26 protein-coding genes are annotated in these 24,802 nt (G+C 63.8%); 11 read left to right on the forward strand and 15 right to left on the reverse strand.

The annotated features are described in order from the left end of the window. Nucleotides 1-94: 94 nt before the first annotated feature. From R4P65_RS04300 to phoU, 4 genes are all read left to right on the forward strand, one after another. Nucleotides 95-1,054, forward strand: a complete 960-nt coding sequence (locus R4P65_RS04300) for an acyl-ACP desaturase (RefSeq protein ID WP_230814657.1) — start codon at nt 95-97, stop codon at nt 1,052-1,054. A gap of 81 nt (nt 1,055-1,135) precedes the next feature. Further along, nucleotides 1,136-2,278, forward strand: a complete 1,143-nt coding sequence (gene dusB / locus R4P65_RS04305) for a tRNA dihydrouridine synthase DusB (protein WP_003939756.1) — start codon at nt 1,136-1,138, stop codon at nt 2,276-2,278. A gap of 150 nt (nt 2,279-2,428) precedes the next feature. Then, nucleotides 2,429-4,480 carry an LCP family protein gene (locus tag R4P65_RS04310; RefSeq protein WP_317825573.1) on the forward strand — a complete coding sequence of 684 codons (2,052 nt, stop codon included), beginning with the start codon at nt 2,429-2,431 and terminating at the stop codon, nt 4,478-4,480. Nucleotides 4,481-4,552: 72 nt separating this feature from the next. Then, a complete protein-coding gene (phoU, locus tag R4P65_RS04315) occupies nt 4,553-5,248 on the forward strand; it encodes a phosphate signaling complex protein PhoU (RefSeq protein ID WP_003940130.1) in 696 nt (231 codons plus the stop codon). Between the two features lie 58 nt (nt 5,249-5,306). On the opposite strand, the gene R4P65_RS04320 is transcribed toward phoU, so the two are convergent. From R4P65_RS04320 to R4P65_RS04380, 13 genes are all read right to left on the reverse strand, one after another. Continuing rightward, entirely contained in the window at nt 5,307-6,053 is a 747-nt protein-coding gene (locus R4P65_RS04320) for an SDR family oxidoreductase (RefSeq protein WP_317825574.1), read from the reverse strand. Between the two features lie 90 nt (nt 6,054-6,143). After that, a complete protein-coding gene (locus tag R4P65_RS04325; protein WP_317825575.1) occupies nt 6,144-6,881 on the reverse strand; it encodes an urease accessory protein UreD in 738 nt (245 codons plus the stop codon). After that, complete coding sequence (gene ureG / locus R4P65_RS04330; protein ID WP_317825576.1) at nt 6,881-7,636, reverse strand: urease accessory protein UreG; 756 nt, start codon at nt 7,634-7,636, stop codon at nt 6,881-6,883. The genes R4P65_RS04325 and ureG overlap by 1 nt, the downstream gene beginning before the upstream one ends. After that, nucleotides 7,629-8,318, reverse strand: a complete 690-nt coding sequence (locus R4P65_RS04335) for an urease accessory protein UreF (RefSeq protein ID WP_317825577.1) — start codon at nt 8,316-8,318, stop codon at nt 7,629-7,631. Before R4P65_RS04335 ends, ureG begins: the two co-directional genes overlap by 8 nt. Nucleotides 8,319-8,322: 4 nt before the next feature. Beyond that, nucleotides 8,323-10,032: an urease subunit alpha gene (locus tag R4P65_RS04340; RefSeq protein ID WP_317825578.1), complete on the reverse strand. Its 1,710-nt coding sequence runs from the start codon at nt 10,030-10,032 to the stop codon at nt 8,323-8,325. Then, nucleotides 10,029-10,499: an urease subunit beta gene (gene ureB, locus R4P65_RS04345; RefSeq protein ID WP_317825579.1), complete on the reverse strand. Its 471-nt coding sequence runs from the start codon at nt 10,497-10,499 to the stop codon at nt 10,029-10,031. The genes R4P65_RS04340 and ureB overlap by 4 nt, the downstream gene beginning before the upstream one ends. Further along, the gene (gene ureA, locus R4P65_RS04350) at nt 10,496-10,798 is read right to left on the reverse strand and encodes an urease subunit gamma (protein ID WP_003939800.1); all 303 of its coding nucleotides are present in this window, start codon (nt 10,796-10,798) and stop codon (nt 10,496-10,498) included. The genes ureB and ureA overlap by 4 nt, the downstream gene beginning before the upstream one ends. Before the next feature lie 281 nt (nt 10,799-11,079). After that, a complete protein-coding gene (pstB, locus tag R4P65_RS04355; RefSeq protein ID WP_230814665.1) occupies nt 11,080-11,856 on the reverse strand; it encodes a phosphate ABC transporter ATP-binding protein PstB in 777 nt (258 codons plus the stop codon). 58 nt (nt 11,857-11,914) lie between these two features. Next, nucleotides 11,915-12,823, reverse strand: a complete 909-nt coding sequence (pstA, locus tag R4P65_RS04360) for a phosphate ABC transporter permease PstA (protein ID WP_003940100.1) — start codon at nt 12,821-12,823, stop codon at nt 11,915-11,917. 3 nt (nt 12,824-12,826) lie between these two features. Then, nucleotides 12,827-13,918, reverse strand: coding sequence for a phosphate ABC transporter permease subunit PstC (pstC, locus tag R4P65_RS04365; RefSeq protein ID WP_230814666.1), 1,092 nt, complete (start codon nt 13,916-13,918; stop codon nt 12,827-12,829). A 62-nt stretch (nt 13,919-13,980) separates the two neighbouring features. After that, complete coding sequence (gene pstS, locus R4P65_RS04370) at nt 13,981-15,099, reverse strand: phosphate ABC transporter substrate-binding protein PstS (protein ID WP_317826124.1); 1,119 nt, start codon at nt 15,097-15,099, stop codon at nt 13,981-13,983. Nucleotides 15,100-15,291: 192 nt separating this feature from the next. Then, entirely contained in the window at nt 15,292-16,191 is a 900-nt protein-coding gene (gene mshD, locus R4P65_RS04375; RefSeq protein ID WP_317825580.1) for a mycothiol synthase, read from the reverse strand. A 1-nt stretch (nt 16,192) separates the two neighbouring features. Beyond that, nucleotides 16,193-16,945 carry a winged-helix domain-containing protein gene (locus R4P65_RS04380; protein WP_003939728.1) on the reverse strand — a complete coding sequence of 251 codons (753 nt, stop codon included), beginning with the start codon at nt 16,943-16,945 and terminating at the stop codon, nt 16,193-16,195. 141 nt (nt 16,946-17,086) lie between these two features. Here R4P65_RS04380 and R4P65_RS04385 point away from each other — a divergent pair, with 141 nt between their 5' ends. From R4P65_RS04385 to R4P65_RS04410, 7 genes are all read left to right on the forward strand, one after another. Then, on the forward strand, nt 17,087-17,866 hold the full coding sequence (locus R4P65_RS04385; protein WP_317825581.1) for an LmeA family phospholipid-binding protein: 780 nt from the start codon (nt 17,087-17,089) through the stop codon (nt 17,864-17,866). Beyond that, complete coding sequence (locus R4P65_RS04390; RefSeq protein ID WP_230814669.1) at nt 17,863-18,339, forward strand: thioredoxin family protein; 477 nt, start codon at nt 17,863-17,865, stop codon at nt 18,337-18,339. Before R4P65_RS04385 ends, R4P65_RS04390 begins: the two co-directional genes overlap by 4 nt. Before the next feature lie 10 nt (nt 18,340-18,349). Beyond that, a complete protein-coding gene (locus R4P65_RS33095; protein WP_350318872.1) occupies nt 18,350-18,436 on the forward strand; it encodes a putative leader peptide in 87 nt (28 codons plus the stop codon). A 131-nt stretch (nt 18,437-18,567) separates the two neighbouring features. Further along, nucleotides 18,568-19,038 carry a DUF4395 domain-containing protein gene (locus R4P65_RS04395; protein ID WP_317825582.1) on the forward strand — a complete coding sequence of 157 codons (471 nt, stop codon included), beginning with the start codon at nt 18,568-18,570 and terminating at the stop codon, nt 19,036-19,038. Between the two features lie 74 nt (nt 19,039-19,112). Beyond that, nucleotides 19,113-19,946, forward strand: a complete 834-nt coding sequence (locus tag R4P65_RS04400; protein ID WP_003939859.1) for a sulfurtransferase — start codon at nt 19,113-19,115, stop codon at nt 19,944-19,946. A gap of 2 nt (nt 19,947-19,948) precedes the next feature. After that, a complete protein-coding gene (locus R4P65_RS04405) occupies nt 19,949-20,254 on the forward strand; it encodes a DUF1416 domain-containing protein (protein ID WP_003939797.1) in 306 nt (101 codons plus the stop codon). A 258-nt stretch (nt 20,255-20,512) separates the two neighbouring features. Further along, complete coding sequence (locus tag R4P65_RS04410; protein WP_214884598.1) at nt 20,513-21,151, forward strand: FABP family protein; 639 nt, start codon at nt 20,513-20,515, stop codon at nt 21,149-21,151. Nucleotides 21,152-21,414: 263 nt separating this feature from the next. Here R4P65_RS04410 and cydC read toward each other — a convergent pair whose 3' ends face one another. Continuing rightward, nucleotides 21,415-23,103: a thiol reductant ABC exporter subunit CydC gene (cydC, locus tag R4P65_RS04415; RefSeq protein ID WP_317825583.1), complete on the reverse strand. Its 1,689-nt coding sequence runs from the start codon at nt 23,101-23,103 to the stop codon at nt 21,415-21,417. Continuing rightward, nucleotides 23,093-24,781 carry a thiol reductant ABC exporter subunit CydD gene (gene cydD, locus R4P65_RS04420; protein WP_317825584.1) on the reverse strand — a complete coding sequence of 563 codons (1,689 nt, stop codon included), beginning with the start codon at nt 24,779-24,781 and terminating at the stop codon, nt 23,093-23,095. Before cydD ends, cydC begins: the two co-directional genes overlap by 11 nt. Nucleotides 24,782-24,802: the final 21 nt, after the last annotated feature.

Below are 24,802 nucleotides of genomic sequence, written 5' to 3' on the forward strand. Positions count from 1 at the left end.
CCTCGAGGGGAGCAATTTTCATGCCATTCTTTTCAAACCTACGGTGCCGTAGGCTGGGGCGAAGTCGCGCATTCACTCAACATGGAGGCAAGAAATGACGAGGATTCTGACGCAGCTGGAGCTGCTACAAGAGCTGCAGCCGGTTGCCGAGGAGAACGTCAACCGCCACATCTCCATGGCCAAGGAATGGCATCCACACGACTACGTTCCGTGGGACGAGGGTCGTAACTTCGCAGCCATGGGCGGCGAGGACTGGAGTCTCGAGCAGTCACAACTCGGCGAGGTAGCTCGCGCCGCGATGATCACCAATCTGCTCACCGAGGACAACCTGCCGTCGTACCACCGCGAGATCGCCGAGAACTTTTCGCAGGACGGTGCCTGGGGAACGTGGGTCGGCCGGTGGACCGCCGAGGAGAACCGTCACGGCATCGTGATGCGTGACTACCTCGTCGTCACGCGCGCGGTCGACCCCGTCGAGCTCGAGCGCTTCCGCATGGAACACATGACAAACGGTTACAGCGCGCCCATCGACGAGGGTGACGCCGGCCTGCTGCACTCGGTCGCCTACGTGACCTTCCAGGAACTCGCGACGCGCGTCAGCCACCGCAACACCGGCAAGGCCTGCGACGAGCCGATTGCCGACAAGATGCTTCAGCGCATCGCGGCCGACGAGAACCTGCACATGATCTTCTACCGCAACATCTGCGCCGCCGCGCTCGATCTTGCTCCCGACCAGGCTCTCAAAGCTGTGGCGAACATCGTCCAGAACTTCCAGATGCCCGGCGCCGGCATGCCGAACTTCCGTCGTAACGGCGCTCTCATGGCCAAGCACGGCATCTACGACCTTCGCCAGCACCTCGACGAGGTCGTCTGGCCTGTCCTGCGCAAGTGGAACATCTTCGAGCGCAACGATTTCAGCGCCGAAGGCGAGAACACGCGCGAAGAGTTGGCGGCCTTCCTCGAGAGCCTCGCCGCCAACGCGACGAAGTTCGAGGAACAGCGCGATCGCATGCTCGCACGCGAAGCCGCCAAGCGCGAACAGCAGGCTTCTTAGTTTCACCGGCTATTCTGTGCCCGGTACCGGATTCGGTACCGGGCACTTCCAATTGTCACAAGTATTTGTTCAGAGGTAGACATGTCATCCCTTCGTATCGGTTCACTCGAGCTGCACAGCCCCGTGGTCCTCGCACCCATGGCGGGCGTCACCAACGTCGCCTTTCGCACGCTGTGTCGTGAACTCGAACTCGAACGTGCAGGCAGCACGTCCGGGCTCTACGTCTGTGAGATGGTCACCGCACGCGCGCTCGTCGAACGCCAGCCCGCCACGATGCACATGACCACGTTCGGCCCGACCGAAACGCCCAGGTCGCTGCAGCTGTACACCGTCGACCCGGATACGACGTACGCCGCAGCCAAGATGATCGTCGACGAGAACATGGCCGATCACATCGACATGAACTTCGGCTGCCCGGTACCGAAGGTGACCCGCAAGGGCGGCGGATCCGCGCTGCCGTACAAGCGTCGACTGTTCGGACAGATCGTCGCGGCAGCCGTGCGCGCCACCGAAGGCACCGACATCCCGGTCACCGTCAAGATGCGCGTCGGTATCGACCCGGAACATCACACACACCTCGACGCCGGCCGGATCGCCGCAGCTGAAGGCGCCGCTGCCGTCGCGCTTCACGCACGAACCGCGTCGCAGCGCTACTCCGGCACCGCCGACTGGAACGAGATCACGCGCCTCAAGGAACACGTCACCGACGTTCCGATCCTCGGCAACGGCGACATCTTCGACGCCTCGGATGCTGCCCGCATGATGAACGAGACCGGCTGCGACGGCGTCGTCGTCGGCCGCGGCTGCCTCGGACGGCCATGGCTGTTCGCGGAACTCAGCGCAGCTCTCAACGGACAACAGATCGCCACGCCGCCGACGCTCGGCGAAGTCACCAAGATCATCGCCCGTCACGCCCAACTGCTCGCCGCGCATCACGGTGAAATGAAGGGCTTGCGCGAACTTCGCAAGCACGTCTCCTGGTATATGCGTGGGTTCCCGGTCGGATCGGATCTACGGGTCTCGATGGCTTTGGTCAGCACGTTGTCCGAACTGGACGACCTGCTCGGACAGCTCGATCACGACGTCCCGTTCCCCAAGGACGCCGAAGGCCCGCGCGGACGCCAAGGCTCACCCGGTCAGGTAGCACTCCCGGAAGGTTGGCTCGACGATCCCGAGGACGACCTTGTGCCGGTGGGAGCTGACATGATGCACTCTGGCGGCTAGCGACAACACGCCGTCGGATTACTCACATCACTTTCTGAGTGGAGCACTCAGGATTCACCAGTAATATGGCTCCAGCTTCGTCGACAACCGGTTGACGCCGGCATCTGAATGACGAGTTACTGACAGTCGACGACGGGACAGGTTGCATCGGTGGGTGATGATCACGATTCGGGCCCACCTCCGCCCGAGAGCCGCGCCCCCTGGGAACGTCCGCTCGCAGACAAGCGCTTCCGCAGCGCCCGACCGGACCAACCGGCAACGCCCCAGCGCCCGGCAACACCACGCCCTTCAACATCACAGCGACCAGCACCGCAACCGCCCAGTCCCCCGGAGCGTCGCAGCAGTGGACGTACCGGCCGACGGGATTCGCCTCCGACCGACGACTCCGTGTCGGTCGCCGAGTTGGTCCGTCGGGTAGGCGACAAAAAGCCGCCACCTGCCCCGGCGGCGCCGCCCAAGTCCGCACCACCCAAGACTCCATCTCGAGCTGCATCGGCACCACCCCCGGCGGCATCAGCACCGCCCCCGGCCCGGCCGATTCCCGCGCGTCCGACCGTCCCGCCTGCCGCTGCGGACTGGATAACCGAAGAACATCCCGTCACCTCCGCAGTGCCGCGCATAGTCGGTGACACCGGCGCCACCCGCCTGGCGCAAAGCAAGATTCGCCGCCGCCATCGCGCAAAAGTGATCGGCCGATCAGCAGTAGCGTTCCTGGCCGTCATGTCGCTCGCATTGACCGGCGTCGTCTGGGGTTATCTGCGATCGGTCGAAGGCGGCTTCGATCAGATTGCAGCACTCGACACCGAATCCGACGACATCATCGACGCCGGCGGCCAGCTCGGTGACGAGACATACCTGATCATCGGCACCGATACCCGCGCCGGTGCGAGTGGTGAGATCGGCGCCGGAACCGTCGAGGACGCCGAAGGTGCCCGAGCCGACACGGTCATGCTCGTGAACATTCCCGCCGACCGAAGCCGTGTCGTCGCAGTCTCCTTCCCCCGTGACCTCGACGTCGAACGTCCGATCTGCCAGGGCTGGGACAACGACGCCGGCAAGTACACCAGCGAAACCTTCCCAGCGGCCAGTGGCGACAAGCTCAATGCGACGTACGCACTCGGTGGCCCCAAGTGCCTGGTCAAGGTCATCCAGAAGATGTCCGGCCTGAAGATCGGACACTTCGTCGGAATGGACTTCGCCGGTTTCGAGCGCATGGTCGACACCGTCGGCGGCGTGAACGTCTGCTCCCCCGGACCGATCGAAGACGGCATTCTCGGAACCGTTCTCGCGTCCGGCGGCACGCAGATGCTCGACGGCCGTACCGCACTCAATTACGTGCGCGCCCGCCACGTCGAAGCCGAGGGCAACGGCGACTACGGACGCATCACTCGCCAGCAGAAGTTCCTGTCGGCGCTGCTCCGCTCGGCCCTGTCCAACCAGGTCCTCCTCAATCCGAGCAAGCTCAACGGATTCATCAACGCCTTCACCAGCGACACGTTCGTCGAGAACATCGACACGAAATCACTGGTCACCCTCGGCCGTTCGCTACAGAACGTCGATGCAGGCGCGGTCACGTTCTTGACGGTCCCCACCGACGGCACCAACGACTGGGGCAACGAGATTCCTCGCACCGACGAGATCAAGTCCCTCTTCCAGGCGATCATCGACGACGATCCGCTTCCGGGTGAAGAGCGCGAGGACACCACACCGTCGTCGACCAGTTCCACGACGACCGCTCCTACGTCCAGCACGCCGCCCGCCGCCACTTCAGTCGAAGCGATGAGCGCCTACAACATCTCGGTCGACGTCTCCAACGCGTCGGGAATTGCCGGGCAGGCCGCGACAATCGCCGACAGCCTCGCTGCTTACGGTTTCCAGATCTCCACGGTCGGTAACTTCAGCGCAGCCACCGGCCTGGCGAATGCTCAAGCGTCGACCACCGTCGTGCGTTACGCCGCAGGCTACGAGGCTGAAGCGGTGACTGTCGCATCGTCGATTCCCGGCGCGGTTCTCGTCCTCGCTCCGAGCATGGGAGACATGATCGAGGTCGTCGTCGGAAGCAATTTCTCCGGCACCGTCGTCGCCCCCGCCGACCCGGGGACCATGCTGGCGGCAAATCCGACGTCGGTCGACACCAGCACCTCGACGGCTCTGCCCGCCGACATCGCCAGCGTCAACGCCGGCGACACCACCTGCGACTGACACGCGTTCATTCACCTTGCGTTCACCTGGTGCTTGTGACTTGGTCTTTCACGGCACGTAGGCTCTGACCTCATGCGCGTGGCTTACAACGAACAGATGACCGAGCTTGCAGACACGCTCGGCGAGATGGCAGGACTGGCAGGTGCCGCTATGGAGCGCGCCACCCAGTCCCTGCTCCAGGCAGACCTGTCCCTGGCAGAACAAGTAATCGGCGAACACGACAAGATCACCGAACTCAGCACCATCTGCGAGGAGCGCGCGTTTGCGTTGCTCGCCTTGCAGGCTCCCGTTGCCGGAGATCTGCGCTCGGTGGTCAGTGGAATCCAGATCGTCGCCGACATCGACCGCATGGGTGCACTCGCCCTGCACGTCGCCAAGATCGCGCGTCGCCGACATCCCAACCACGTGCTTCCTGAAGAGGTCAACGGCTACTTCGCCGAGATGGGACGCATTGCTGTCTCCATCGGTGCGGCCGCCAAGGTCGTCCTCGAGACCCGCGACCCCGAGCGCGCTGCCCGTCTGCGCGAAGAAGACGAAGCGATGGACGACCTCCACCGCCACCTCTTCACCGTCCTCATGGACCGCGAGTGGAAGCACGGCGTTGCCGCAGCTGTCGACGTCACGCTGCTCGGCCGCTTCTACGAGCGATTCGCCGACCACGCCGTCGAGGTCGGCCGACGTGTCATCTTCCTGGTGACCGGCAAGCTGCCGGAAGAGCCGGAAACCACCGAGAAGGTCGACAACCTCACCTCGTACCCGGATCTCTGAACCCAACCGTCCACGTGAGTAAAAGGCGGCCGCGCACCTGCGCGGCCGCCTTTCCTATTCAGTTCTCGTGCAACCAGGTTTCCAACGTGGGTCCTGCAGTTGTCGATCCAGGCCCGGGTAGCAACGCCCCACCCTTCATCGCCTTACCCGCTCCCGGCATCGAGATCGGGATCAGCCACTTACGTCGGCCACGGTATTTCAAGATCTCGCGCGTCATGGCCGGGATCTCGAGGACCTCGGGCCCGGCCAGGTCTGGAGCCCTCCCGGTCGGACCGTTCTGAGCACAGGTCACGAGCGCCTCGGCAACGGTCTTCGCTGCTATCGGTTGTGACCGCATCCGCGGAACCATCGCGACCGGCCCGAGTCCGAAGAGGGCGATGGTCTTCTCACCGAACTCGAACCACTGGGTGGATCGCAGAATCGTGAACGGAATGCCCGACGCTTCCACCGCGCGTTCCTGCGCAGCTTTTCCCTGGTAGTACCCGAACGACTTCAATTGCGGATCGTCGCAGTTCACGATCGAAAGCAGCACGTGGTGCTTCACGCCGGCTCTGGTTTCGGCCGCGGCGATATTCCTCGCTGCGGTCTCGAAGAAATCGATCGCCTTCTTGGCACTGTTGGTGACGTGATCGCTCGCGTCGACGACCACGTCGGCGCCGGCAAACGCTTCGTCCAACCCGGCACCGCTGAAGATGTCGACTCCCGTCGATCGAGCGGCAGCGACCACCTCATGGCCCCCTGCCTTTGCCAGCTCTACGACCAGTTTTCCCATCTGGCCGGTTCCGCCCAGAACAACAATTCGCATGATGCCTCCGTCAAACCTGTGCGCCCGGCTCTCTTCGGCCTGGTCACATAGTGGACGATGCAGCCGCCCGGAATGTGACGGTCGGGCAGATCAGTCGCTGTACTTCTCCGCGACCCGTGCCCGCCACTGCGACCAGATCTCGTCCAGAGCCGCGCTCGCCTCGTGTGCGTGATCGGCCACAGCCCGGGCCAGCATCCCCGGTCCCGCCAGAGGCGTCACGTGCCCCTCGACGTCGTCGGAAGTCTTCATCCCCAGCAGCATGGTTGTACCGAGCACGCGATGACCACCAAGAATTCCCGGCAGCGAACGGCCCGGCACGCTACGCAGATCGAGTGTTTCCACGAGAAGCGCGTCACCGTCGACGGTGATTCGCTGATCCGAGCGAAGCGCACCGCCGGTTTCGCCGGTCCGGCCGAACACGATCATCTCGTCGAGCAGCGCCACCGCGTCGGATTCCAGCGAAATATCCACGCGCCTGGTCACATCCGCGCCGCCGGCGACGACAAACGGTGCCGCACGCCAGATCAGCGCCGCACCGGTACCGACTCTGGCCGAAGCCGACCACGACGCCCGGCCACCGCGCGCGTTGTACGCGACGGTCCCTGAAGGCTCGATCACCTCGAGACACGTACCCGGCGCGACCACGAATTCGATACGCAGGTCGTCACCGGCCAGCAGCGTTGCGCTATGCCCTACCAAGGCAATTCGCACGGTGAGCCCGCGAGCGTCGACGAATCGCGGGGCCAGGAAGTCGCCCGAGATCAGCTCTCGTGCAACAGCGGTGTCACCCACTCTCTCGACGACGACCCGCGTAGCTCCGGCACTCATCAGTGAGCGTGAGAGTGACTGTGCCCGTGACCGTGTCCGTGTCCGTGGTCGTGGTCTTCCTCATCGGCATGGAAGTGCGGTGCCATCGGTCCCGGATCCTGCGGGGTGTGGCTACCCGCGCGATGAGCTGCGATGACCTGGCGAAGCCACGCGCTGAGCTGGTCGAGCGTGGCGTGATCCTTCTGGCTGAGCGCGAGAACGGGAAGTCCGTCACGTGCGGCCGTGGCATCGGCAACCATCTGGACCGCGTCGACGTCGACGTAGGGGGCCAGGTCGATCTTGTTGACCACCAACAGATCTGCCCGCTCAATTCCGGGACCACCCTTGCGTGCGACGTCTCCGCCGCCGGCGACGTCGATGCAGAAGATCTGGGCGTCGACCAAGGCCGGACTGAACGTGGCGGTCAGGTTGTCACCACCGCTTTCCACGATCACCATGTCGAGGGGATGGAACTGACGCTCGAGGTCTTCGACCGCAATGAGGTTCGGTGTGACGTCGTCACGAATAGCCGTGTGCGGGCACGCGCCCGTCTCGACTGCGACGATGCGCTCAATCGGCAGAACGTTGGCCGCGCGCAACAGTCGCGCGTCCTCGTCGGTGTAGATGTCGTTGGTGACAACCGCAATCTCGTACTCCGACGCGAGCTCGCGGCAGATGGTGGCGATGAGGGTACTTTTGCCGGTGCCAACCGGTCCGGCGACGCCGAGCCTCAAACCTCTTGCAGCAGTGGCGGTGTTGTTCAGGTTGTCAAGCACGGAAAATCCTCCTGGATCGAGCGTGGTGTTCGAGTGACCATTGTTCGACCAACGGTCCTGTTGTAGCGGGTATATCTGTGACGCCGTCGACTGCTACGGCAGCCGCTGCGACGGTTTCGATGGTCGAGGCAGCTCGGAGCAGCCATTCGACCGGTTCTGCCGGATCCACCGGCAGTAGCTTCAATGCCGCCGACGCCACCGTTTGAGCGTCGTCGTACAGACAGGATCTAGCTGCCTGTAGGTCGTCCATCCCGGAGATCGCCGTGAAGACTCCCAACGCGAGCGGACGCATCGGATGCCCGGGCAGGGCCATGAGGATCTGCACCGCGGGGTGTTGCGGCCACAATCGCGACGCCAGCCTTGCCAGCCCACGCCCGAGCTGAATCGACGCCTCACGCAGCGGTGCGCTGGGAGTCCGAGCGAGCAACTCCCTCGAGATGTCCTCGAGTTCGCCTGCACCACCCTCACTTACGGCCCAGCGTCGCGTGACCACGGTTGCAGCGGCCTCGACCAGTCCGACTGTTTCGAGTCGACCCCGGATGAAATCCGGGACCTGACTCTGCAGGAGTCCGCCCACCAGTGCCGGTTCCAACCCCGACGAGTGCGCGTGACCGCCCGTAGGCAGACGCCCGTCTGACAAGAGCATCGACGCTATCTCGGCAGACGCCATCTCGATGGACATGGTTTCAGAACAGCATGTAGCGCTGAGCCATCGGCACTACGTCAACGGGGTTGGGCGCTATCAGGTCGCCGTTGACCTTGATGGCAAACGTCTCCGGATCGACGTCGATGGACGGCAGCGCCGTGTTGTTCGGCATGTCCGCCTTGGTGAGGTGCCTCGTCGGGCGAACACCGGTAAGGGTGCGGGTGAGACCGAGACGATCGGCCAGACCGTCCTCGATGGCCATCGGAGAGACGAACGTCGTGGACAGGTGCGGGGCCGATCCCGGAGTCGCCGCGATGGCCGGGCGAACGAACACCGGCTGCGGGGTCGGGATAGCAGCATTCGGATCACCCAGCGGCGCAGCAACTATCGCCCCGCCCTTGATCACGGCAGAAGGACGGACTCCGAAGAACGCGGGATCCCACAGCACCAGGTCCGCCATCTTCCCGGCCTCGACCGAGCCGATCTCGTGATCGATACCGTGCGCCACCGCGGGGCAGATCGTGTACTTGGCGACGTAACGCCGCGCACGCTCGTTGTCGGCGGGCATGCTGGTGCCCAGCTTGCCGTACTGGGCCTTCATGACGTGGGCAACCTGCCATGTCCGCAGGGTCACCTCACCGATACGGCCCATCGCCTGGGCGTCGGACGAGGTGATGGAGATGGCTCCGATGTCGTGCAGAAAGTCTTCTGCTGCAATCGTTGTCGGCCGGATCCGGGACTCGGCAAAAGCAAGATCCTCCGGAACCCGGGGATTGAGCGCATGACACACGATGAGCATGTCGAGGTGCTCGGCGACCGTGTTGACGGTATGCGGCAACGTCGGATTGGTCGATGCCGGAAGAACGTTCGACTCACCTGCCGTCACGATGATGTCCGGTGCGTGCCCGCCGCCGGCGCCTTCCGCATGGAACACGTGGATCCCGCGTCCGGCGATCGCATCCAAAGTGTGCTGTACGTAACCGGTTTCGTTGAGACTGTCGGCGTGCAGCGCTACCTGGAGGCCGAACTCGTCGGCTGCGCGTAGAGCTGCGTCGATGGCGGCCGGAGTGGATCCCCAGTCCTCGTGGACCTTGAATCCGCCTGCGCCGGCGAGAGCTTCCTGACGCATGGCCTCATGGCTGACGGTGCTGCCCTTGCCGAGGAGAAGAACGTTGAGCGGGATGTGGTCGAGGGCGCGGTGCATCATCGTCAAGGACCAGGCGCCGGGCGTGACGGTGGTTGCCTTGCTTCCTTCGGTTGGGCCCGTTCCGCCGCCCGCAACCGTCGTCGTACCGGTCGAGAGCGCCTCCATCATCTCGATTTCACTGAGGAAGTGCACGTGAGTGTCGATCGCACCCGCGGTGAGGATCTTCCCCTCGCCGGCGATCACGTCGGTGCTCGGCCCGATGAGCAACTTGGGGTGCACGCCATCCATGATGTCGGGGTTGCCGGACTTGCCGATCGCAACGATGCGTCCGTCGCGAATTCCGACGTCTGCCCGGACGATTCCCCAGTGATCGAGAATCACCGTGTTGGTGATGACGACGTCGAGAGCGCCCTGATCGCGAGTGGTCAGGCCCTGGCCCATCGACTCGCGGATGCTCTTGCCGCCGCCGAAGACCATCTCGTCGCCGGTCGCTGTGTAGTCGTGCTCGATCTCGATCCACAGATCTGTGTCGGCCAAACGGATCTGGTCGCCTGCGGTCGGGCCGTACAGGGAGGCGTAACCGCGTCGATCGATCCTGCTCATTCGGCTGTCCTCTCAACTGTCGTCGCGGCGTCATCCGGTGAATCCGCCTCGACTGGAACATCACTCACGCGAACGTTCACCGAGGACGCTCGCAAAGGCTCTTCGACCTCCACGCCGGGTGTGCCGAACGGCATGACGGTCTTGGGCTCACGCGCATGCGTCGGCAGGTCTTCGTCCGGCACGATCTGCAGGCCCGGAACCCTTTTGAGTCCTCCAAGCGCGATCAGTGTCACCGTCCTGCTGACCCCCGGTTCGAACCGAACCGACGTTCCCGAGGGGATGTCGAGCCGGAAGCCTTCTGCCGCTTCGCGATCGAAGGTCAACGCCGGGTTGGCCGCGGGAAGGTGGAGATGCGAACCGATCTGAATGGGGCGATCGCCGTCGTTGACGACGACCATCGTGATCTTCTCCGCGTCCGTGCCGAACTCGAGCGGTTCGGTGGACACACGTACCTCACCGGGAATCATCGAATGGGCTCCGTCACGGTTACCAGCTTGCGACCGTCCGGGAAAGTGGCCTCCACCTGGACGTTTGCAATCATCTCGGGTACCCCTTCCATCACGTCGTCGCGGGTGAGCACTTGCCGACCGGCGTTCATCAGTTCCGCAACCGTCATTCCGTCACGCGCGCGCTCGAGAATCCAACACGAGATCAGGGCCATCGCTTCGGGGTAATTCAGCAGTACCCCGCGCTCGCGGCGGTCGCGGGCGACCATGCCCGCAACGCTCAGGAGCAGCTTTTCGGTATCTGAAGGGGTGAGGTGCACTGACAAGCCCTTCCGGTTGTGAAACGACATCGATCGACAGCGTGCTGTCGGGCCGAGATTAGCATTGCCCGAAGCGTCGTCAGTATCCACGAGATTCACATCGTCGGCTACTTCAGCACCCGCTCGGCGCACTTGCGCTGCTCATCGAATTATTCGGGCGCCCAACGACGCTCAGCTGTGCGCACCGGAGTGGGAACTATCACCACAACCAAAAATTTTCACCCCCGTCTCCTGTTGGAAACGGGGGTGAAACATGGTCGTGCGGTGTGCAATCCCAGGACTTATCCGAAGCGGCCGGAGATGTAGTCCTCGGTGGCCTTCTGTGTCGGGTTCGAGAAGATCTTCTCGGTGTCGTCGATCTCGACGAGCTGACCGGGCTTACCGGTTGCCTCGAGGTTGAAGAAAGCCGTCTGGTCACTCACACGCGCAGCCTGCTGCATGTTGTGCGTGACGATGACGATGGTGAAGTCCTTCTTCAGCTCGGTGATCAGGTCCTCGATCGCCAGAGTCGAGATGGGGTCGAGAGCGGAGCAAGGCTCGTCCATGAGCAGGACGTCGGGCGAGACGGCAATGGCACGCGCGATGCACAGACGCTGCTGCTGACCGCCTGAGAGGCCACCACCGGGCTTGTCGAGGCGATCCTTGACCTCGTTCCACAGGTTGGCGCCGCGCAGCGAACGCTCGGCCACCTCGTCGAGCTTCTTCTTGCTGCGCTCGCCCTGCAACTTCAAGCCCGCGACGACGTTGTCCCGGATGGACATGGTCGGGAACGGGTTGGGCCGCTGGAAGACCATGCCGATGGTCTTGCGAACACCGACGGGATCGACGTTCGAGCCGTAGATGTCTTCTCCGTCGAGCAAGACCGAACCCTCGACGCGCGCACCGGGAATCACTTCGTGCATGCGGTTGAGTGAACGAAGAACGGTGGACTTGCCGCAGCCGGACGGGCCGATGAAGGCGGTGACACTCCGGGGCGGGACGGACAGGCCCACATCGGCGACGGCGTGGAACTTGCCGTAGTAGATGTTGACGTCCTTGAGATCCAGACGCTTGGCCATTACCGGCTCCCTACTGAGTTGTTGACGCTGTTGAGTACGAACATGTTCCGAGGCCGCATCACTTGCTTCTGACCTGTGAGAAGTGACCGATCAGCTTCGCGACGATGTTGAGGATCGCGATCAGCAGGATCAGGGTCAGTGCTGCGCCCCAGATGCGGTTGGTGCCGGCGTCGGTGGGGTTGTTCATCTCTGCGACCATGACGGAAGGCAGAGTACCCATTTCGCCGTTGAACAGATCGAAGTTGATGAACGGCGCGTAGCCGACGAGGATCAGCAGCGGTGCGGTCTCACCGAGCACGCGGGCCAGGGCCAACATGACGCCGGTGATGATGCCGGGAAGTGCCGTCGGCAGAACGATTTTCGAGATGGTCTTCCACTTCGGCACACCGAGCGCGTACGACGCCTCTCGCAGATCCATCGGGACGATGCGCAGCATTTCCTCGGTGGAGCGGATGACGACCGGGACCATCAGCAGGACCAGAGCCAGCGACACGGCGAACGCGGACTTGGGGAAGCCGAAGGTCGCGATCCACAAGGCGTAGATGAACAGCGCGGCCACGATCGACGGAACACCGCTGAGGATGTCGACCATGAACGTGGTGAGCTTGCCGAGCTTCGACTTCCGGTCGGCGTACTCCACCAGATAGATCGCGACGAAGATACCGAGCGGGATGGAGAAGACCGCGCACACGATGCCTTGCAGCAGGGTACCGATCAATGCGTGATAGATACCGCCGCCGTCGGCCGACGCCGTCAATCCGCTCAGTGAGTTGGTGAACCACGTCGGCGACGTCAGAGCGGGCAGGCCCTTGGCGATAACCGTGAAGAGCACCCAGACCAACGGGATGAGGGCGATGACAACTGCCAGGCTGACCAGGATGGTCGCGATGACGTCCTTGGCGCGACGACGGGCGCCGACGCCTTGGAAAGTGGGGGCCTTGACCGGCCGGTCCAGAGTGGAGGTCATGGGTCAGTCCTTCTTTCCGGCGATCACTGCGCGGGCAGCCGCGTTGACGACGAAGGTCAGAACGAACAGCACCAGTCCGGCCGCGATGTACGCGCCTGCCTGGATGTCGTTGTTGAACTCCGCGTAGCCGAGGGCGATCTTGGAGGCGATGGTCGAGCCGCCGTCGAACAGCGACCAGCCGAAGGCCTGAGAGGTGGTGCGCAGGATCAGGTACAGCGCCATCGTCTCGCCGAGTGCGCGTCCGAGACCGAGCATCGAGCCGCTGATGTAGCCGGACTTACCGAACGGGATGACCGTGGTGCGCACAACTTCCCAGCGAGTGGCGCCGAGTGCGAGTGCGGCTTCGATCTGTGAGCGCGGGGTCTGGATGAACACCTCGCGGGTCACTGCGGTGATGACCGGAAGGATCATCACTGCGAGGACGATGCCTGCGGTGAAGATGGTGCCGCCGCCAGTGATCGATCCGCTGCCGTCCGCGAAGAGCGGGAACCAGCCGAGAGTGTCGTTGAGCCACACCGCGACCGGGGTGATCGCCGGAGCGAACACGAGAAGTCCCCACAGGCCGTAGACGATGGACGGCACGGCCGCGAGGAGGTCGATCGTGTACGACAGTGGCCGCGTGAGCCACTTGGGTGAGTACGAAGTCAGGAAGATCGCGATGCCCAGTGCGATCGGCATCGCGAGCACCAGTGCGAACAGCGAGACCAACACCGTGACCTGGAAGAGATCGAGGACACCGAACGCCATCGCGTTGATGTTCTGCGTGACCCATTCACGGCTGGTCAGGAAGTTGACCTGGTTCCGGCTCAAAGCAGGAACGGCACGCCAGATCAGGAACGCACCGATCGCCGCGATGACAACCGTGATGAAGATTGCCGAACCGGATGCGAGCGATCTGAAGATGCGGTCACCCGGACGGGTCACCGTCTTGCTGTTGCCGCTGCCCGGACCGTCACCCTTCGGAGGATGCTCGGTTTCTGGAGCCTTGGTGGAAGTAATCGTGTCCTCCGTGGTGCCGTTCGGACCGCCCACCCCGGCCCCGCTGGTTGCGGGGCCGGGAGAACGAGATGTCGAGGTGATGGGCGCGTCACTCATGTGCGCTCACTTCCTTCACGTCTGAATGTAGATCCATGAGCTTGTCCGCACGAGTCTCTAGGTCAGCTGATTGCCGTGATGGACGCGTTGAGGCGATCCTGGACGTTGGCCGGCAGCGGGACGTAACCCTGCTCGGCAAGGTTGGCCTGACCCTCGTTGGCCGCGCTCGTCAGGAACGACTTCACTGCTGCGGAGGTGTCCGCGTCGTAGCCCTTGGAGCAGACGATCGAGTACGTGGCGAGAACCAGCGGGTATGCGCCGGCTTCGTTGGTCTTGAAGATCGACGCGAGGTCGAGCGTCAGGTCGCCGGTCGCGTCGGACTTGAACTTCGCGCCTGCGATCGACTTCGAGGCCGAATCGTTGGTCAGTGCGACTGCCTCGGAGCCGGTGTTGATTTCGGCAACCGAGAGCTTGTTCTGGTCCGCGAACGACTTCTCGACGTAGGTGATCGAACCCGGTGCAGTAGCGACTGCCTGCGCAACGCCCGCCGAACCCTTGGCGCCCTCACCGACGCCACCGGTGAAGTCGGACCCAGCGCCCGACGTCCAAGCACCGTTCGATGCTGCGTCGAGGTACTTCTGGAAGTTGTCGGTGGTGCCCGAGGAATCGGACCGGATCACGGTGGTGATCTTCTCGTCGGGAAGCGAAGCACCGGAGTTGAGCGCGGCGATGGCCGGATCGTTCCACTTGGTGATGCCACCGTTGAAGATCTTCGCGAGAACCTCTGCGTTGAGAACGAGCTTGTCGACGCCGTCGAGGTTGTATGCAACTGCGATCGGGCCGAAGACGAGGGGAAGGTTCCAGGCTTCGCCGCCGACGCAACGCTCCTTGGCCTTGTCGGCCTGCTCGTCCTTGATGGCCGAGTCGGAGCCGGCGAAGTCGATCTGGCCGGCGATGAACTGCGTACGTCCGTCACCCGAACCGCTGGGGTTGTAGGCGACGTTGACCGTCTTGCCCTTTTCCTGGCACACGGAGATGTAGGTGGAGACGAACTGGTCCATGGCGTTCTTCTGTGCCGAGGAACCAGCGGCAGAGAGGTTGCTCTTGCCTTCGCACGTTGCGTTCGATGAGGACGCGTCCACACCCGTCGACGACGAGTTGTTGTCGCTGCCACATGCGGCCAAGGTCATGGCGCCCACGGCCACTACACCGAGCAGGGCACCACTGCGCTTGAGATTCACCAAGATCCTCCGGAAATCGCTACCGCCACGCCCACGATCGGGCGGCGACATGAGATGCAGATGATTGAAATCTGCATCAGGCAACACGGCGCTGCCCACAGAGAAAAGTAGGCGGGCGCGGTGTCCGGTTGGACCACACATGGTTAACGGAGAATGAACAGACCAGACATTTCTGCGTGTTCGACTGTGACGTCAGCGCGCGCGGGCGTAAGCCATGTCCACATGGAACCGATCGAAGCCGAGACGCTCGTACGTGTGCAGGGCGGCAGTGTTGTCGCCTTCGACGTAGAGAAGGACGGTTCCGAGGCCGCGATCACGCAGGTAATGCATGCCCGCGAGAGTCAGCACTCGGCCGAGACCGCGTCCCTGCGCCGCAGGATCGATACCCACGACGTACACCTCACCCAGTTCGGGATCGTCACCTTCCGGTGCGTGCACCTTGGTCCAGTGAAAGCCGAGAAGAGTATCGGGATCGGTGTCCGCGAACGCCATGAACAGACCGGCGGGGTCGAACCACCCTTCGGCCGTTCTCTCGTCGATCTCCGACTGGGTCCAGCCGCCCTGCTCGGGATGCCAGGAGAACGCCGCGTTATTGACGCGAAGGATCTCGGAATCGTCTTCGGGTCCACGATACGTCCGCATCGTTATACCCTCGGGCACAACGATTTCCGGAAGCTGCGGAGCATCGAGAGGTCGACGCAACTGGAGGAGCTCACGAACACTGATCAGATCGAGACTCTTGGCGAATTCCACTGCAGCATCGATGTTTCCGTGCGCCCAGACGCGTGCGCCTGAACGACCCTCGTCGAATACCGCTGCGGCAAGCCCGGTTCCGATGCCGCGGCGCCGTGCCTGCGGGTCGACCACCAACTCCGCCATGTCGGGATGCTCGTCCGAACCGGCTTGCAGCTGTGCGTAACCGACGACGGCATCGCCGTCGAACTCGAGGAAGTGTCGTGCTGCACCGCGTCCGGCAACGGCATGGCGCCCCTGCTCCGACACCGGTGCCTTGCCGTCGAACTCGGTCGCGCGATCGAGCAGCGAGGAAACCTGCGCGGCGGATCCGGCCGGCAGCGAATCGGTCCAACCCACGTCAGACCACCGAACCGTCGGCCGCGTCGTAGTCGACGTCTTCGTCGTCCTCGAACTGAACGGGAGCTGCTGCGCCGCCCTTGGCCCTGGTCGGACGCACTGCCTTGTATCCGACATTCCGGACTGTACCGATCAAGGACTCGTATTCGGTGCCGAGTTTCGCCCGCAGACGACGCACGTGGACGTCGACCGTCCTGGTGCCGCCGAAGAAGTCGTAACCCCACACTTCCTGTAGCAGCTGTGCACGGGTGAATACACGCCCGGCGTGCTGCGCGAGGTACTTGAGCAGCTCGAATTCCTTGTAAGTCAAATCAAGGGGCCGTCCACGCAGTCGTGCCGTGTACGTCCCCTCGTCGATAACCAGTTCGCCCAGCGTGATCTTTCCCGACGCTTCCGGACTGGCCACACCGCCGCTGCGAGCGACCAACAACCGCAATCGGGCGTCCACCTCCGCCGGACCGGTACCGGGAAGCAGGATGTCGTCCAGCCCCCAGTCGGCGTTGACTGCGACGAGTCCGCCTTCGGTGAGTACGGCGACCACAGGTACTGCTGATCCCGTGCTTCCGAGCAGTCGACACAAACCGCGCGCGGCAGCAAGATCGGTGCGCGCATCCACCAACGCCACGTCCGCGGAACTCGCTTCGAGAAGCGAGGAAACCTCTGTGGGGGCAGGCCGAACCGAGTGCGCCAGCAACGCCAACGCCGGTAGTACAGCTTCCGGGTTGGGGTCGGAGGTGAGGAGGAGCAGTTCCACACGGCCTCCTATCTAGTAGCCCGCGCAACCCGCGAGGGCAACGCTCGAGTAGTTCGACGCTTTTGGTCGGTCACTACATTAGCGTGCCTGGTACCGGGGCCGTCGCATCGAACCCCGACCGGAGTCCGTCACAATGGTGCGGTGCGCAAACTGATCATCGGCATCGTCTTCCTCCTCGGCCTCGGACTGGTGGCCGATTTCGGCGCTGCCGCGTACGCCGAGTACCGGGTTTCCCGCGAGCTCCGAACCGGCGCGTCACTCGAGGCGGACCCCGAGGTCACCTTCAACGGGTTCCCCTTCCTCACCCAGGCACTCAGTGGGAAGTACAAGGACGTCTACGTCAGAGCCACCGGCGTCCAGAGCGACGTGGTCGGCGAAGTGACCGTCGAGGCCAACCTGCGCGGGGTCACCGTGCCCTTCTCCGACATCGTGAACGGCAACGTCACCCAGCTCCCCGTCGACAAACTCGACGGCCGGATGGGAATCAACGCCACCGACCTCGGAAAGCTGCTCAACATCCCTGACCTGCAGGTATCTTCGCCGCCGGCCAACAAGTCGGACGGCACCGGGGGCAGCGGCGGAACGGGCGCCAGCACCGCGGGCGCCGTCGTGCTGACCGGAACGGTTGCCGTCGGCCCGGTCGAGACTGCCGTGAGCGTGCAGGCCAACCTGGTTCTGGAAGGAGGGCAGGTCAAGATCGTCGCCAGCAACCTGTACTTCGGTCCTGAGGGCAAAGCCGATTTCTCGATCCCCGCAGCACTCGAGCCCGTAGTCCTCGGATTGTTCAGCTACACGATCGATCCGCAGGCACTCCCCTACGGAATCCAGCCGAGCCTTGTCTACGCAGAAGGCGGAAGAATCGTGATCGAAGGCAGCGCCGAAAACACGACGATCGATCTCGCAGAGCTGCAGAACCGATGACCGGGATCACAATTCTGCTGGTCGCGCTCGTAGCCGTCGTCGCGGTCGGGCTCTTTCTCAAGTCGCGCAACGGAGCGGTCCGAGCCACAACCACGTCCGCAGCCGGCACCACCGACAGCCGCCTCGAACTGCTGAGCGCCGCCGGAGTCGCGTCGCCGAACGGCGGACCCGTCGTACTGCATTTCTCCGCCGACTGGTGCGGGCCGTGTGCAGCAGTACGGCGCGTCGTCGGCCAGGTCGTGGTTTCGATGGCCGACGCTCCCCGTCCGCCGGTGGAGATCGAACTCGACATCGACAAGGAACCGGCCCTGGCAAGCGAAATGAGCGTCCTGTCCCTACCCACCACGTTCATCCTCGACGGTGGTCTCGACGAACAGTTCCGAGTGTCCGGAGTGCCGTCCGCAGCCGATCTGAAAGCTGCGCTCGTACCACTATCCGGACCCCACGAGCCAAAATCCGAGAATTCGGGGTAAACTCGCCGACGTGCAAACCCGCCACGAGCTGATGCTCACCCGACGCCGCGCAGTAGACCTGTGCCGCCTCGGGGGCTGTTGCTGTACCTGTTGCTGATCACCACATCCGTCAGTTCTCTCTGACTCTCGAGTTTTCGCTCACGTGATCAATTCACCGAATGGGACTTTTGCGTCCCCGTTTTCTCGGTCCAGGCAAGCACCATGCAATCCAGCGCAGGAGCACTCCCGATGTCCACAACCACACCCCAACTCGAGCAAGTCGACGTCCGCGGACCTCGATTCGCAGCATGGGTCACCACCGGCGTACTCGTACTCACGCTCATTCTCTCGACCTTCTCCCTGCCCGCCGCCACCGCGCTTCTCGCCCTGCAGGCGATCGTCTTCGCGGTCGGAGCGATACTCGGCCCCAAGCGCAGCCCGTACGGCCAGATCTTCGGCAAGCTCGTCGCGCCGCGAATCTCGCCGGTCAGCGAACGCGAACCCGTAGCGCCACTTCGCTTCGCGCAGTTCGTCGGCTTCGTCTTCGCACTCGCCGGCACGGTCGGTTTCCTGGCCGGCTCGACGATCGTCGGCACCGTTGCCACCGGCTTCGCCTTGTTCGCGGCTCTGCTCAACGCCGCGTTCGGCATCTGCCTCGGCTGCCAGATCTACCCACTCGTCGCAAGGCTGCGAAATACCGGCCGCGCTACCACCGTGTGAAAGCGCTTGCCACACAACCCTGTTGAACCCCTGCTAGATATCGACCGATGCAAGACCACATCGAAAGGAACACCATGGCTCGCTCCGACGTCCTAGTCTCCGCTGACTGGGCTGAGCAGAACCTCAACACCCCCAAGACCGTTTTTGTCGAGGTGGACGAGGACACCAGCGCATACGACGGCGGCCACATCGAGGGTGCAGTCAAGCTCGACTGGCGCAAGGACCTCCAGGACGGCGTCCGACGCGACTTCCTGAACCAGGAGCAGTTCTCGGATCTGCTCTCCGCCAAGGGCATTGCGAACGACGACACCGTCGTTCTCTACGGTGGCAACAACAACTGGTTCGCCGCTTACGCGTACTGGTACTTCAAGCTGTACGGCCACCAGGACATCAAGCTGATCGACGGTGGCCGCAAGAAGTGGGAGCTCGACGGACGCCCGCTCTCGAAGGACGCCGTCAACCGCGAAGCCACCCAGTACAAGGCCGAGACCCCCGACTTCTCGATCCGCGCATTCCGCGACGAGGTCATCGACGCCATCGGCAGCAAGAACCTCGTCGACGTTCGCAGCCCTGACGAGTTCTCCGGCAAGATCCTCGCCCCCGCGCACCTTCCGCAGGAGCAGGCACAGCAGCGCGGCCACGTCCCCGGAGCCATCAACATCCCGTGGAGCACCACCGCCAACGAGGACGGCACCTTCAAGTCGGACGACGACCTCGCCAAGCTGTACGCGGAGAAGGGCTTCGACGACACCAAGGAAACGATCGCATACTGCCGCATCGGCGAGCGCTCGAGCCACACCTGGTTCGTCCTGCAGGAGATCCTCGGCAAGAACAACGTCAAGAACTACGACGGCAGCTGGGTCGAATACGGCTCACTCGTCGGCGCACCTATCGAATTAGGAGCCTGATCATGTGTGGAGCACCTACCCAGGGCCAGACCCTGCCTGCCGGCGTCGACGTCGAGAAGGAAACGGTCATCACCGGCCGCGTTCTCGCAGCTGACGGCCAGCCCATCGGCGGCGCATTCGTGCGTCTGCTCGACGGCTCCGGAGAGTTCACGGCCGAGGTCGTGGCATCGGGAACCGGCGATTTCCGCTTCTTCGCCGCTCCGGGCGAGTGGACCGTGCGTGCGCTGTCCAGCTCGGGCAACGGCACCTCGACCGTCGCTCCCGAGGGCTCGGGCGTGCACAACGTGGACGTGACCGTCAGCAAGTAATTCCTGCTTCGGCAGGCGGCCCCGCACCCCTTCGGTGCGGGGCCTTCTGCATTCCGGCTCCCGATTTTTCCGGTCGGTCGCCGCGGTCTAAGATGTACCCGTGGTCATTTTCTTCGAGGTACTCCTCGCACTCGCATCCGTCATGATCGCTTGGTTCTCCGTGTACGTCGTGTACCGCTTGGTCACCGACGAGTCGTGAGCCAGGCTCCGGATTCAGGGTCCGACGCGACCGCTGACGATTCCGCCGCTGCAGGTGCCGTGAGGCGCGGCAGCGGGGACGAAGCTGTCGCCATCGCCGTCGAGCGCTCCAAGTCGACGGCGTCGCTCAACATTCCGACCCTGCCGGACCTTCCGTTGCCCGAGGACACCGCAAACCTGCGCCTCGGCCCGGACATCAATCCTGAACTCCTCGCACTACTCCCCCTCGTCGGCGTCTGGCGCGGCGAAGGCGAAGGGCACGACGAGACCGGCGACTACGCCTTCGGTCAGCAGATCGTCATCTCCCACGACGGTGGCCCCTACCTCAATTGGGAGTCCCGGTCCTGGCGCCTCGACGCCGAGGGCGAGTACGTGAGCCCTGATCTGCGCGAGAGCGGTTACTGGCGCATGGGCGGCGACGGCATCCCCGGCAGCGTCAACCAGGAAGTCGTCGAACTCCTGCTCAGCCACAGCTCCGGCGTCGTCGAAATGTACTACGGCCGAGCTCTGACCCAGGCGTCGTGGGAACTTGCCACCGACGTGGTGATCCGCAGCCAGTCCGGTGCACTGTACGGCGGCGCGAAGCGCCTGTACGGCATCGTCGAAGGCGGCGACCTCGCGTACGTCGAAGAGCGGATCATGTCTGACGGTGGCCTGGAACCGCGCCTCTCGGCGCGGCTGACGCGCTACATCGGCTAGTTCTGCTGTGCGCCTCTACTAACGGCAGGCTCACGTGGTTGTCGCAACGAGCGACCCCCGAGCCACATCCACGCTTTCGCGGGGTCCCGGTCGGACTGATCGGGGGCTCGGGGGTCGGGTGGCTGCCTGGGATTCGCCGGCCGCTCGCGCGGTAAGTGAATTCCGTCAGCGATTGCGGCTAGCTGGCAGCCACCTCACGCGTCCGTCTGTACTTCAATTTCAGACCACCTCCTTCCTTGTGTACTGGAGAAAGTACGCCCACTTCACGATGACGGCAACGTATTTTCCACAGAAGCTTTTCCGACGCATATCACCTGTTCAGCTCCAGTACCGGCCGGAAGTTGGTGGGTGACTACAACAACCGTTCGCGAAGAATCGACCAGCATCCCGTCGCGATCGAGTAACTCGCGAAGCAACTGAGCGCCTGCCTCCGCGTCCATGTGCTCGGTCGGCTCGTCGAGCAGCAGTACCTCCGCGGGCGAGACGATCGCGCGTGCCAAAAGCAACCGACGACGCTCACCGCCCGAAACCGCTCGCATACCGCCGACCAGGTAGGTGTCGAGCCCGCCCGGCAGTTCCGCCAGCCAATCGCCGAGACCGACTGCGGCAAGTGCTTTCTTCGCGTCCTCGACGGTGAGGTCGCCGCGCGCAACGCGCAGGTTCTCGAGTACCGACGTCTCGAAGAGGTGTGCGTCCTCGGCGAAGTACCCCACGTGACGACGCAACTCTGCCGGATCGACATCCGAAACATCCACTCTGCCAACGCGAACTGTTCCCGCGACAGGCGGCAGCAGACCCGCCATCGTCATCAGCGCAGTCGTCTTTCCCGATCCACTCTCGCCGACGACTGCAACACGAGCACCGCGAGGAAGATCCATCGACAGCGGTTCGGTCACCCTTCCCCCGGGCCAACCAGCCCGCAACGCGTCCACGCTGAGGACCCCGTCCTCCGGCCACGCACGGTCACCTTCGACGTGTTCCTCAGCTGCGCGATCGAGAACCGCCATGATGCGCGCCGACGCCAGTCGCGCCTTGGTCAACGCCACCGCTGCGCTGGGCAGTATCGCGGTTCCCTCAAAAGCCGACAGGGGAAGCAGTACAAGGATTCCCATGGACATCGGTGACATGTCGGTGGTTCCGTAGAGCGCGATTCCGATCAGTAGAGCCCCGAGGACGCTCACCCCGATTGCGAGAGGCGTCGCGGCGGCTGCAAAGGCACTCGGTACCGCCGCACGGTCGGTTGCCTCGACCACCTCGTTCTCGGCGGAGACTGCCTCGTTCACCGCCTGATCCAAGCGACCCGATACCCGGAGTTCGGCGGAATGGTCGAGGGCCGTCACCGCAGACTCACTGAATCGAGCTGCGGCAGCAGAACTGTCGGCTTCGGCCAGGCGAGCAGCTCGCGCCGACAGCCAGGGTGCCGCGATCCCGGACACCGCCAACGCAACAGCGAGAATGAGCGCCGCCGGAACGGAGATGAACAACAAGATTCCCACCGCAGCGAATGCGAGGACAACCGAAACCGCAATCGGGATCAGCGCTTTGACGACGACGTCGCCCAGCGCGTCCACATCGGCGCCGGTACGTGAGAGCAGGTCACCGCGTCGAAGTCCGGCAGCGGCCGCGGGGTCCCCCGCTGCCAACTCCTGGTAGATCCTCGACCGCGCCGCGGTGGTTCCGCGCAATGCGACGTCGTGCGTCGTCAATCGTTCGAGATAGCGGAAGACACCACGCGAGATTCCCAATGCGCGTACGGCAACCACCGCAACACTGAGGTCGAGAACGGGAGGCATCTCCCAGGCTCGCGTGATCAACCACGCGGACAGTGCGGCCAAGGCAAGTGCACTGCCGAGTGTTGCCACGCCCGCCGCTACCGCAGTCAGTACGCGTCGTGGCCGAAGTTCCAGTAGCCGCAGAGCACGCAGAAGCGGATCGTGAGCGTCACTTCTCATGAGCATGTACCTCGACAATCCGGTCAGCCGCGGCAAGCACACTCGGACGGTGGCCGATCACGACCACGGTGTCGCCGCGCTCCGCCCGTGCTCTCAGAGAAGCCAACACTGTCCCTTCCGAATCGGAGTCGAGGTGAGCGGTGGGTTCGTCCAGGACAAGAACCACGCGGTCGGAGGCGAGAACACGCGTCAGGGCCAGGCGCTGCCGCTGCCCCAGTGACAGACCTGTGCCGCCGACGCCGATCACGGTCTCGACGCCCGCAGGCAGCTCGGCCAGTACCGCGTCGAATCCTGTCGCGGCCGCAGCACGGGCCAACGCCTGCGACTCGACGGCCCCGGTGAGATCGAGGTTCTCGCGAATGGTGCCGGGCAAGAGGACCGGGTGTTGCGGTAGCCAGGCCAACTGACTCCACCACGCGTGCTCGTCCAGGTCGCGGACATCGATGCCGGCGACCGTCACGCGCCCACTGCTCGGTTCGATCAACCCGAGCAGCGCGTGCACTGCCGTCGACTTGCCGCAGCCGTTGGGGCCGGTGAGCACCGTGATCTTCCCTGGCGACGCAACGGCGGAAAGTCGAGACGGCGCCACTCCCCCACGAGAGGCCACACCGAGACCGTCGAAGACGATATCGGCGCCGCGAGCGACCACCGTCGTCCGACCGCCCTCCGGCGCGGCAGAATCGGCCTCGATAACCTCGAATGCTTTGTCGGCTGCGGCCATTCCGTCCTCGGCGGCATGGAACTGGGTTCCCACCATTCGGAGCGGCAGGTACACCTCGGGCGCGAGGATCAACGCGACTATCCCCGGCTCGAGTGTCATGCCCCCGTACACCAGTCGCAAGCCGATGCTCACGGCCACCAATGCAACGCAGAGTGTTGCGAGCAGTTCCAACACCATCGAGGACAGGAACGCGACGCGGAGGGCAGACATCGTCGTTCGCCGATGAGCGTCACCGAGTTCACGGACGCGCTCGGCAGGACCTTGCTGACGACCGAGCGCCCGCAGCGTCGGCAAACCTGCGAGTAGATCGAGGAGTTGCGAAGACAACGTGGTCATCGCTGCCAGCGTCTTCTCCGACTTACCCTTTGTCAGCAAGCCGATCAGAATCATGAAGATGGGGATCAGCGGCAGCGTCACGAAAATGATGACCGCAGACGTCATGTCCTGCATCGCAATGACTATCAGGGTGATGGGTGTCAGCGTTACCGACAGGACCAGAGCCGGAAGGTATCCCGTCAGATACGGACCAAGACCGTCGACGCCGCGGGTGACCACGGTCGCGATCTCGTCACGCCGCGGATCGAGATCGCGAGGACTCATCGCCGTCGCCGACGCCAGCACGCCGTTCTTGATCTCGGCAACGACGCGTGTCGACGCCCGGTGCGCATACCTGGTCTGTAGCCAAGTCCCCAGAACTCGGACCACCACAGCGGCGGCAAGAACAGCCAACTCGGTTGTCCACGAGGAAACATCCACAGTTCGAGTGGTGATCACTCCGGCCAGCACCCGGCCGATCATGAGCGCCGCGACGATGACCATCACGACGTTCACTATCGACAGAGCAACGGTCAGGATCAGATAGCCGCGCGCAGAAGCGGAATGTCGCCACAGCCGCGGGTCGATCGGCCCCCGGCGACGCTCCCGAGTGGTGGGAGCGTCGCCTACTTCGATAGTCACGTGAATTCGACCGTCAGTTCT

Source organism: Rhodococcus sp. IEGM 1318 (genome assembly GCF_033142465.1).
GTDB classification, from domain to species: Bacteria; Actinomycetota; Actinomycetes; order Mycobacteriales; family Mycobacteriaceae; genus Rhodococcus_F; species Rhodococcus_F qingshengii_B.

Coding starts and splice junctions, on each gene's coding strand:
- pstA (WP_003940100.1), bottom strand. CDS start 12,823: ATGACCTCCACTCTGGACCGGCCGGTCAAGGCCCCCACTTTCCAAGGC.
- pstB (WP_230814665.1), bottom strand. CDS start 11,856: ATGGCCAAGCGTCTGGATCTCAAGGACGTCAACATCTACTACGGCAAG.
- R4P65_RS04395 (WP_317825582.1), top strand. CDS start 18,568: ATGTCCACAACCACACCCCAACTCGAGCAAGTCGACGTCCGCGGACCT.
- phoU (WP_003940130.1), top strand. CDS start 4,553: ATGCGCGTGGCTTACAACGAACAGATGACCGAGCTTGCAGACACGCTC.
- R4P65_RS04335 (WP_317825577.1), bottom strand. CDS start 8,318: ATGTCCATCGAGATGGCGTCTGCCGAGATAGCGTCGATGCTCTTGTCA.
- pstC (WP_230814666.1), bottom strand. CDS start 13,918: ATGAGTGACGCGCCCATCACCTCGACATCTCGTTCTCCCGGCCCCGCA.
- R4P65_RS04340 (WP_317825578.1), bottom strand. CDS start 10,032: ATGAGCAGGATCGATCGACGCGGTTACGCCTCCCTGTACGGCCCGACC.
- R4P65_RS04400 (WP_003939859.1), top strand. CDS start 19,113: ATGGCTCGCTCCGACGTCCTAGTCTCCGCTGACTGGGCTGAGCAGAAC.
- R4P65_RS04325 (WP_317825575.1), bottom strand. CDS start 6,881: ATGAGTGCCGGAGCTACGCGGGTCGTCGTCGAGAGAGTGGGTGACACC.
- R4P65_RS04390 (WP_230814669.1), top strand. CDS start 17,863: ATGACCGGGATCACAATTCTGCTGGTCGCGCTCGTAGCCGTCGTCGCG.
- dusB (WP_003939756.1), top strand. CDS start 1,136: ATGTCATCCCTTCGTATCGGTTCACTCGAGCTGCACAGCCCCGTGGTC.
- R4P65_RS04405 (WP_003939797.1), top strand. CDS start 19,949: ATGTGTGGAGCACCTACCCAGGGCCAGACCCTGCCTGCCGGCGTCGAC.
- cydC (WP_317825583.1), bottom strand. CDS start 23,103: ATGAGAAGTGACGCTCACGATCCGCTTCTGCGTGCTCTGCGGCTACTG.
- R4P65_RS04300 (WP_230814657.1), top strand. CDS start 95: ATGACGAGGATTCTGACGCAGCTGGAGCTGCTACAAGAGCTGCAGCCG.
- ureB (WP_317825579.1), bottom strand. CDS start 10,499: ATGATTCCCGGTGAGGTACGTGTGTCCACCGAACCGCTCGAGTTCGGC.
- R4P65_RS04320 (WP_317825574.1), bottom strand. CDS start 6,053: ATGCGAATTGTTGTTCTGGGCGGAACCGGCCAGATGGGAAAACTGGTC.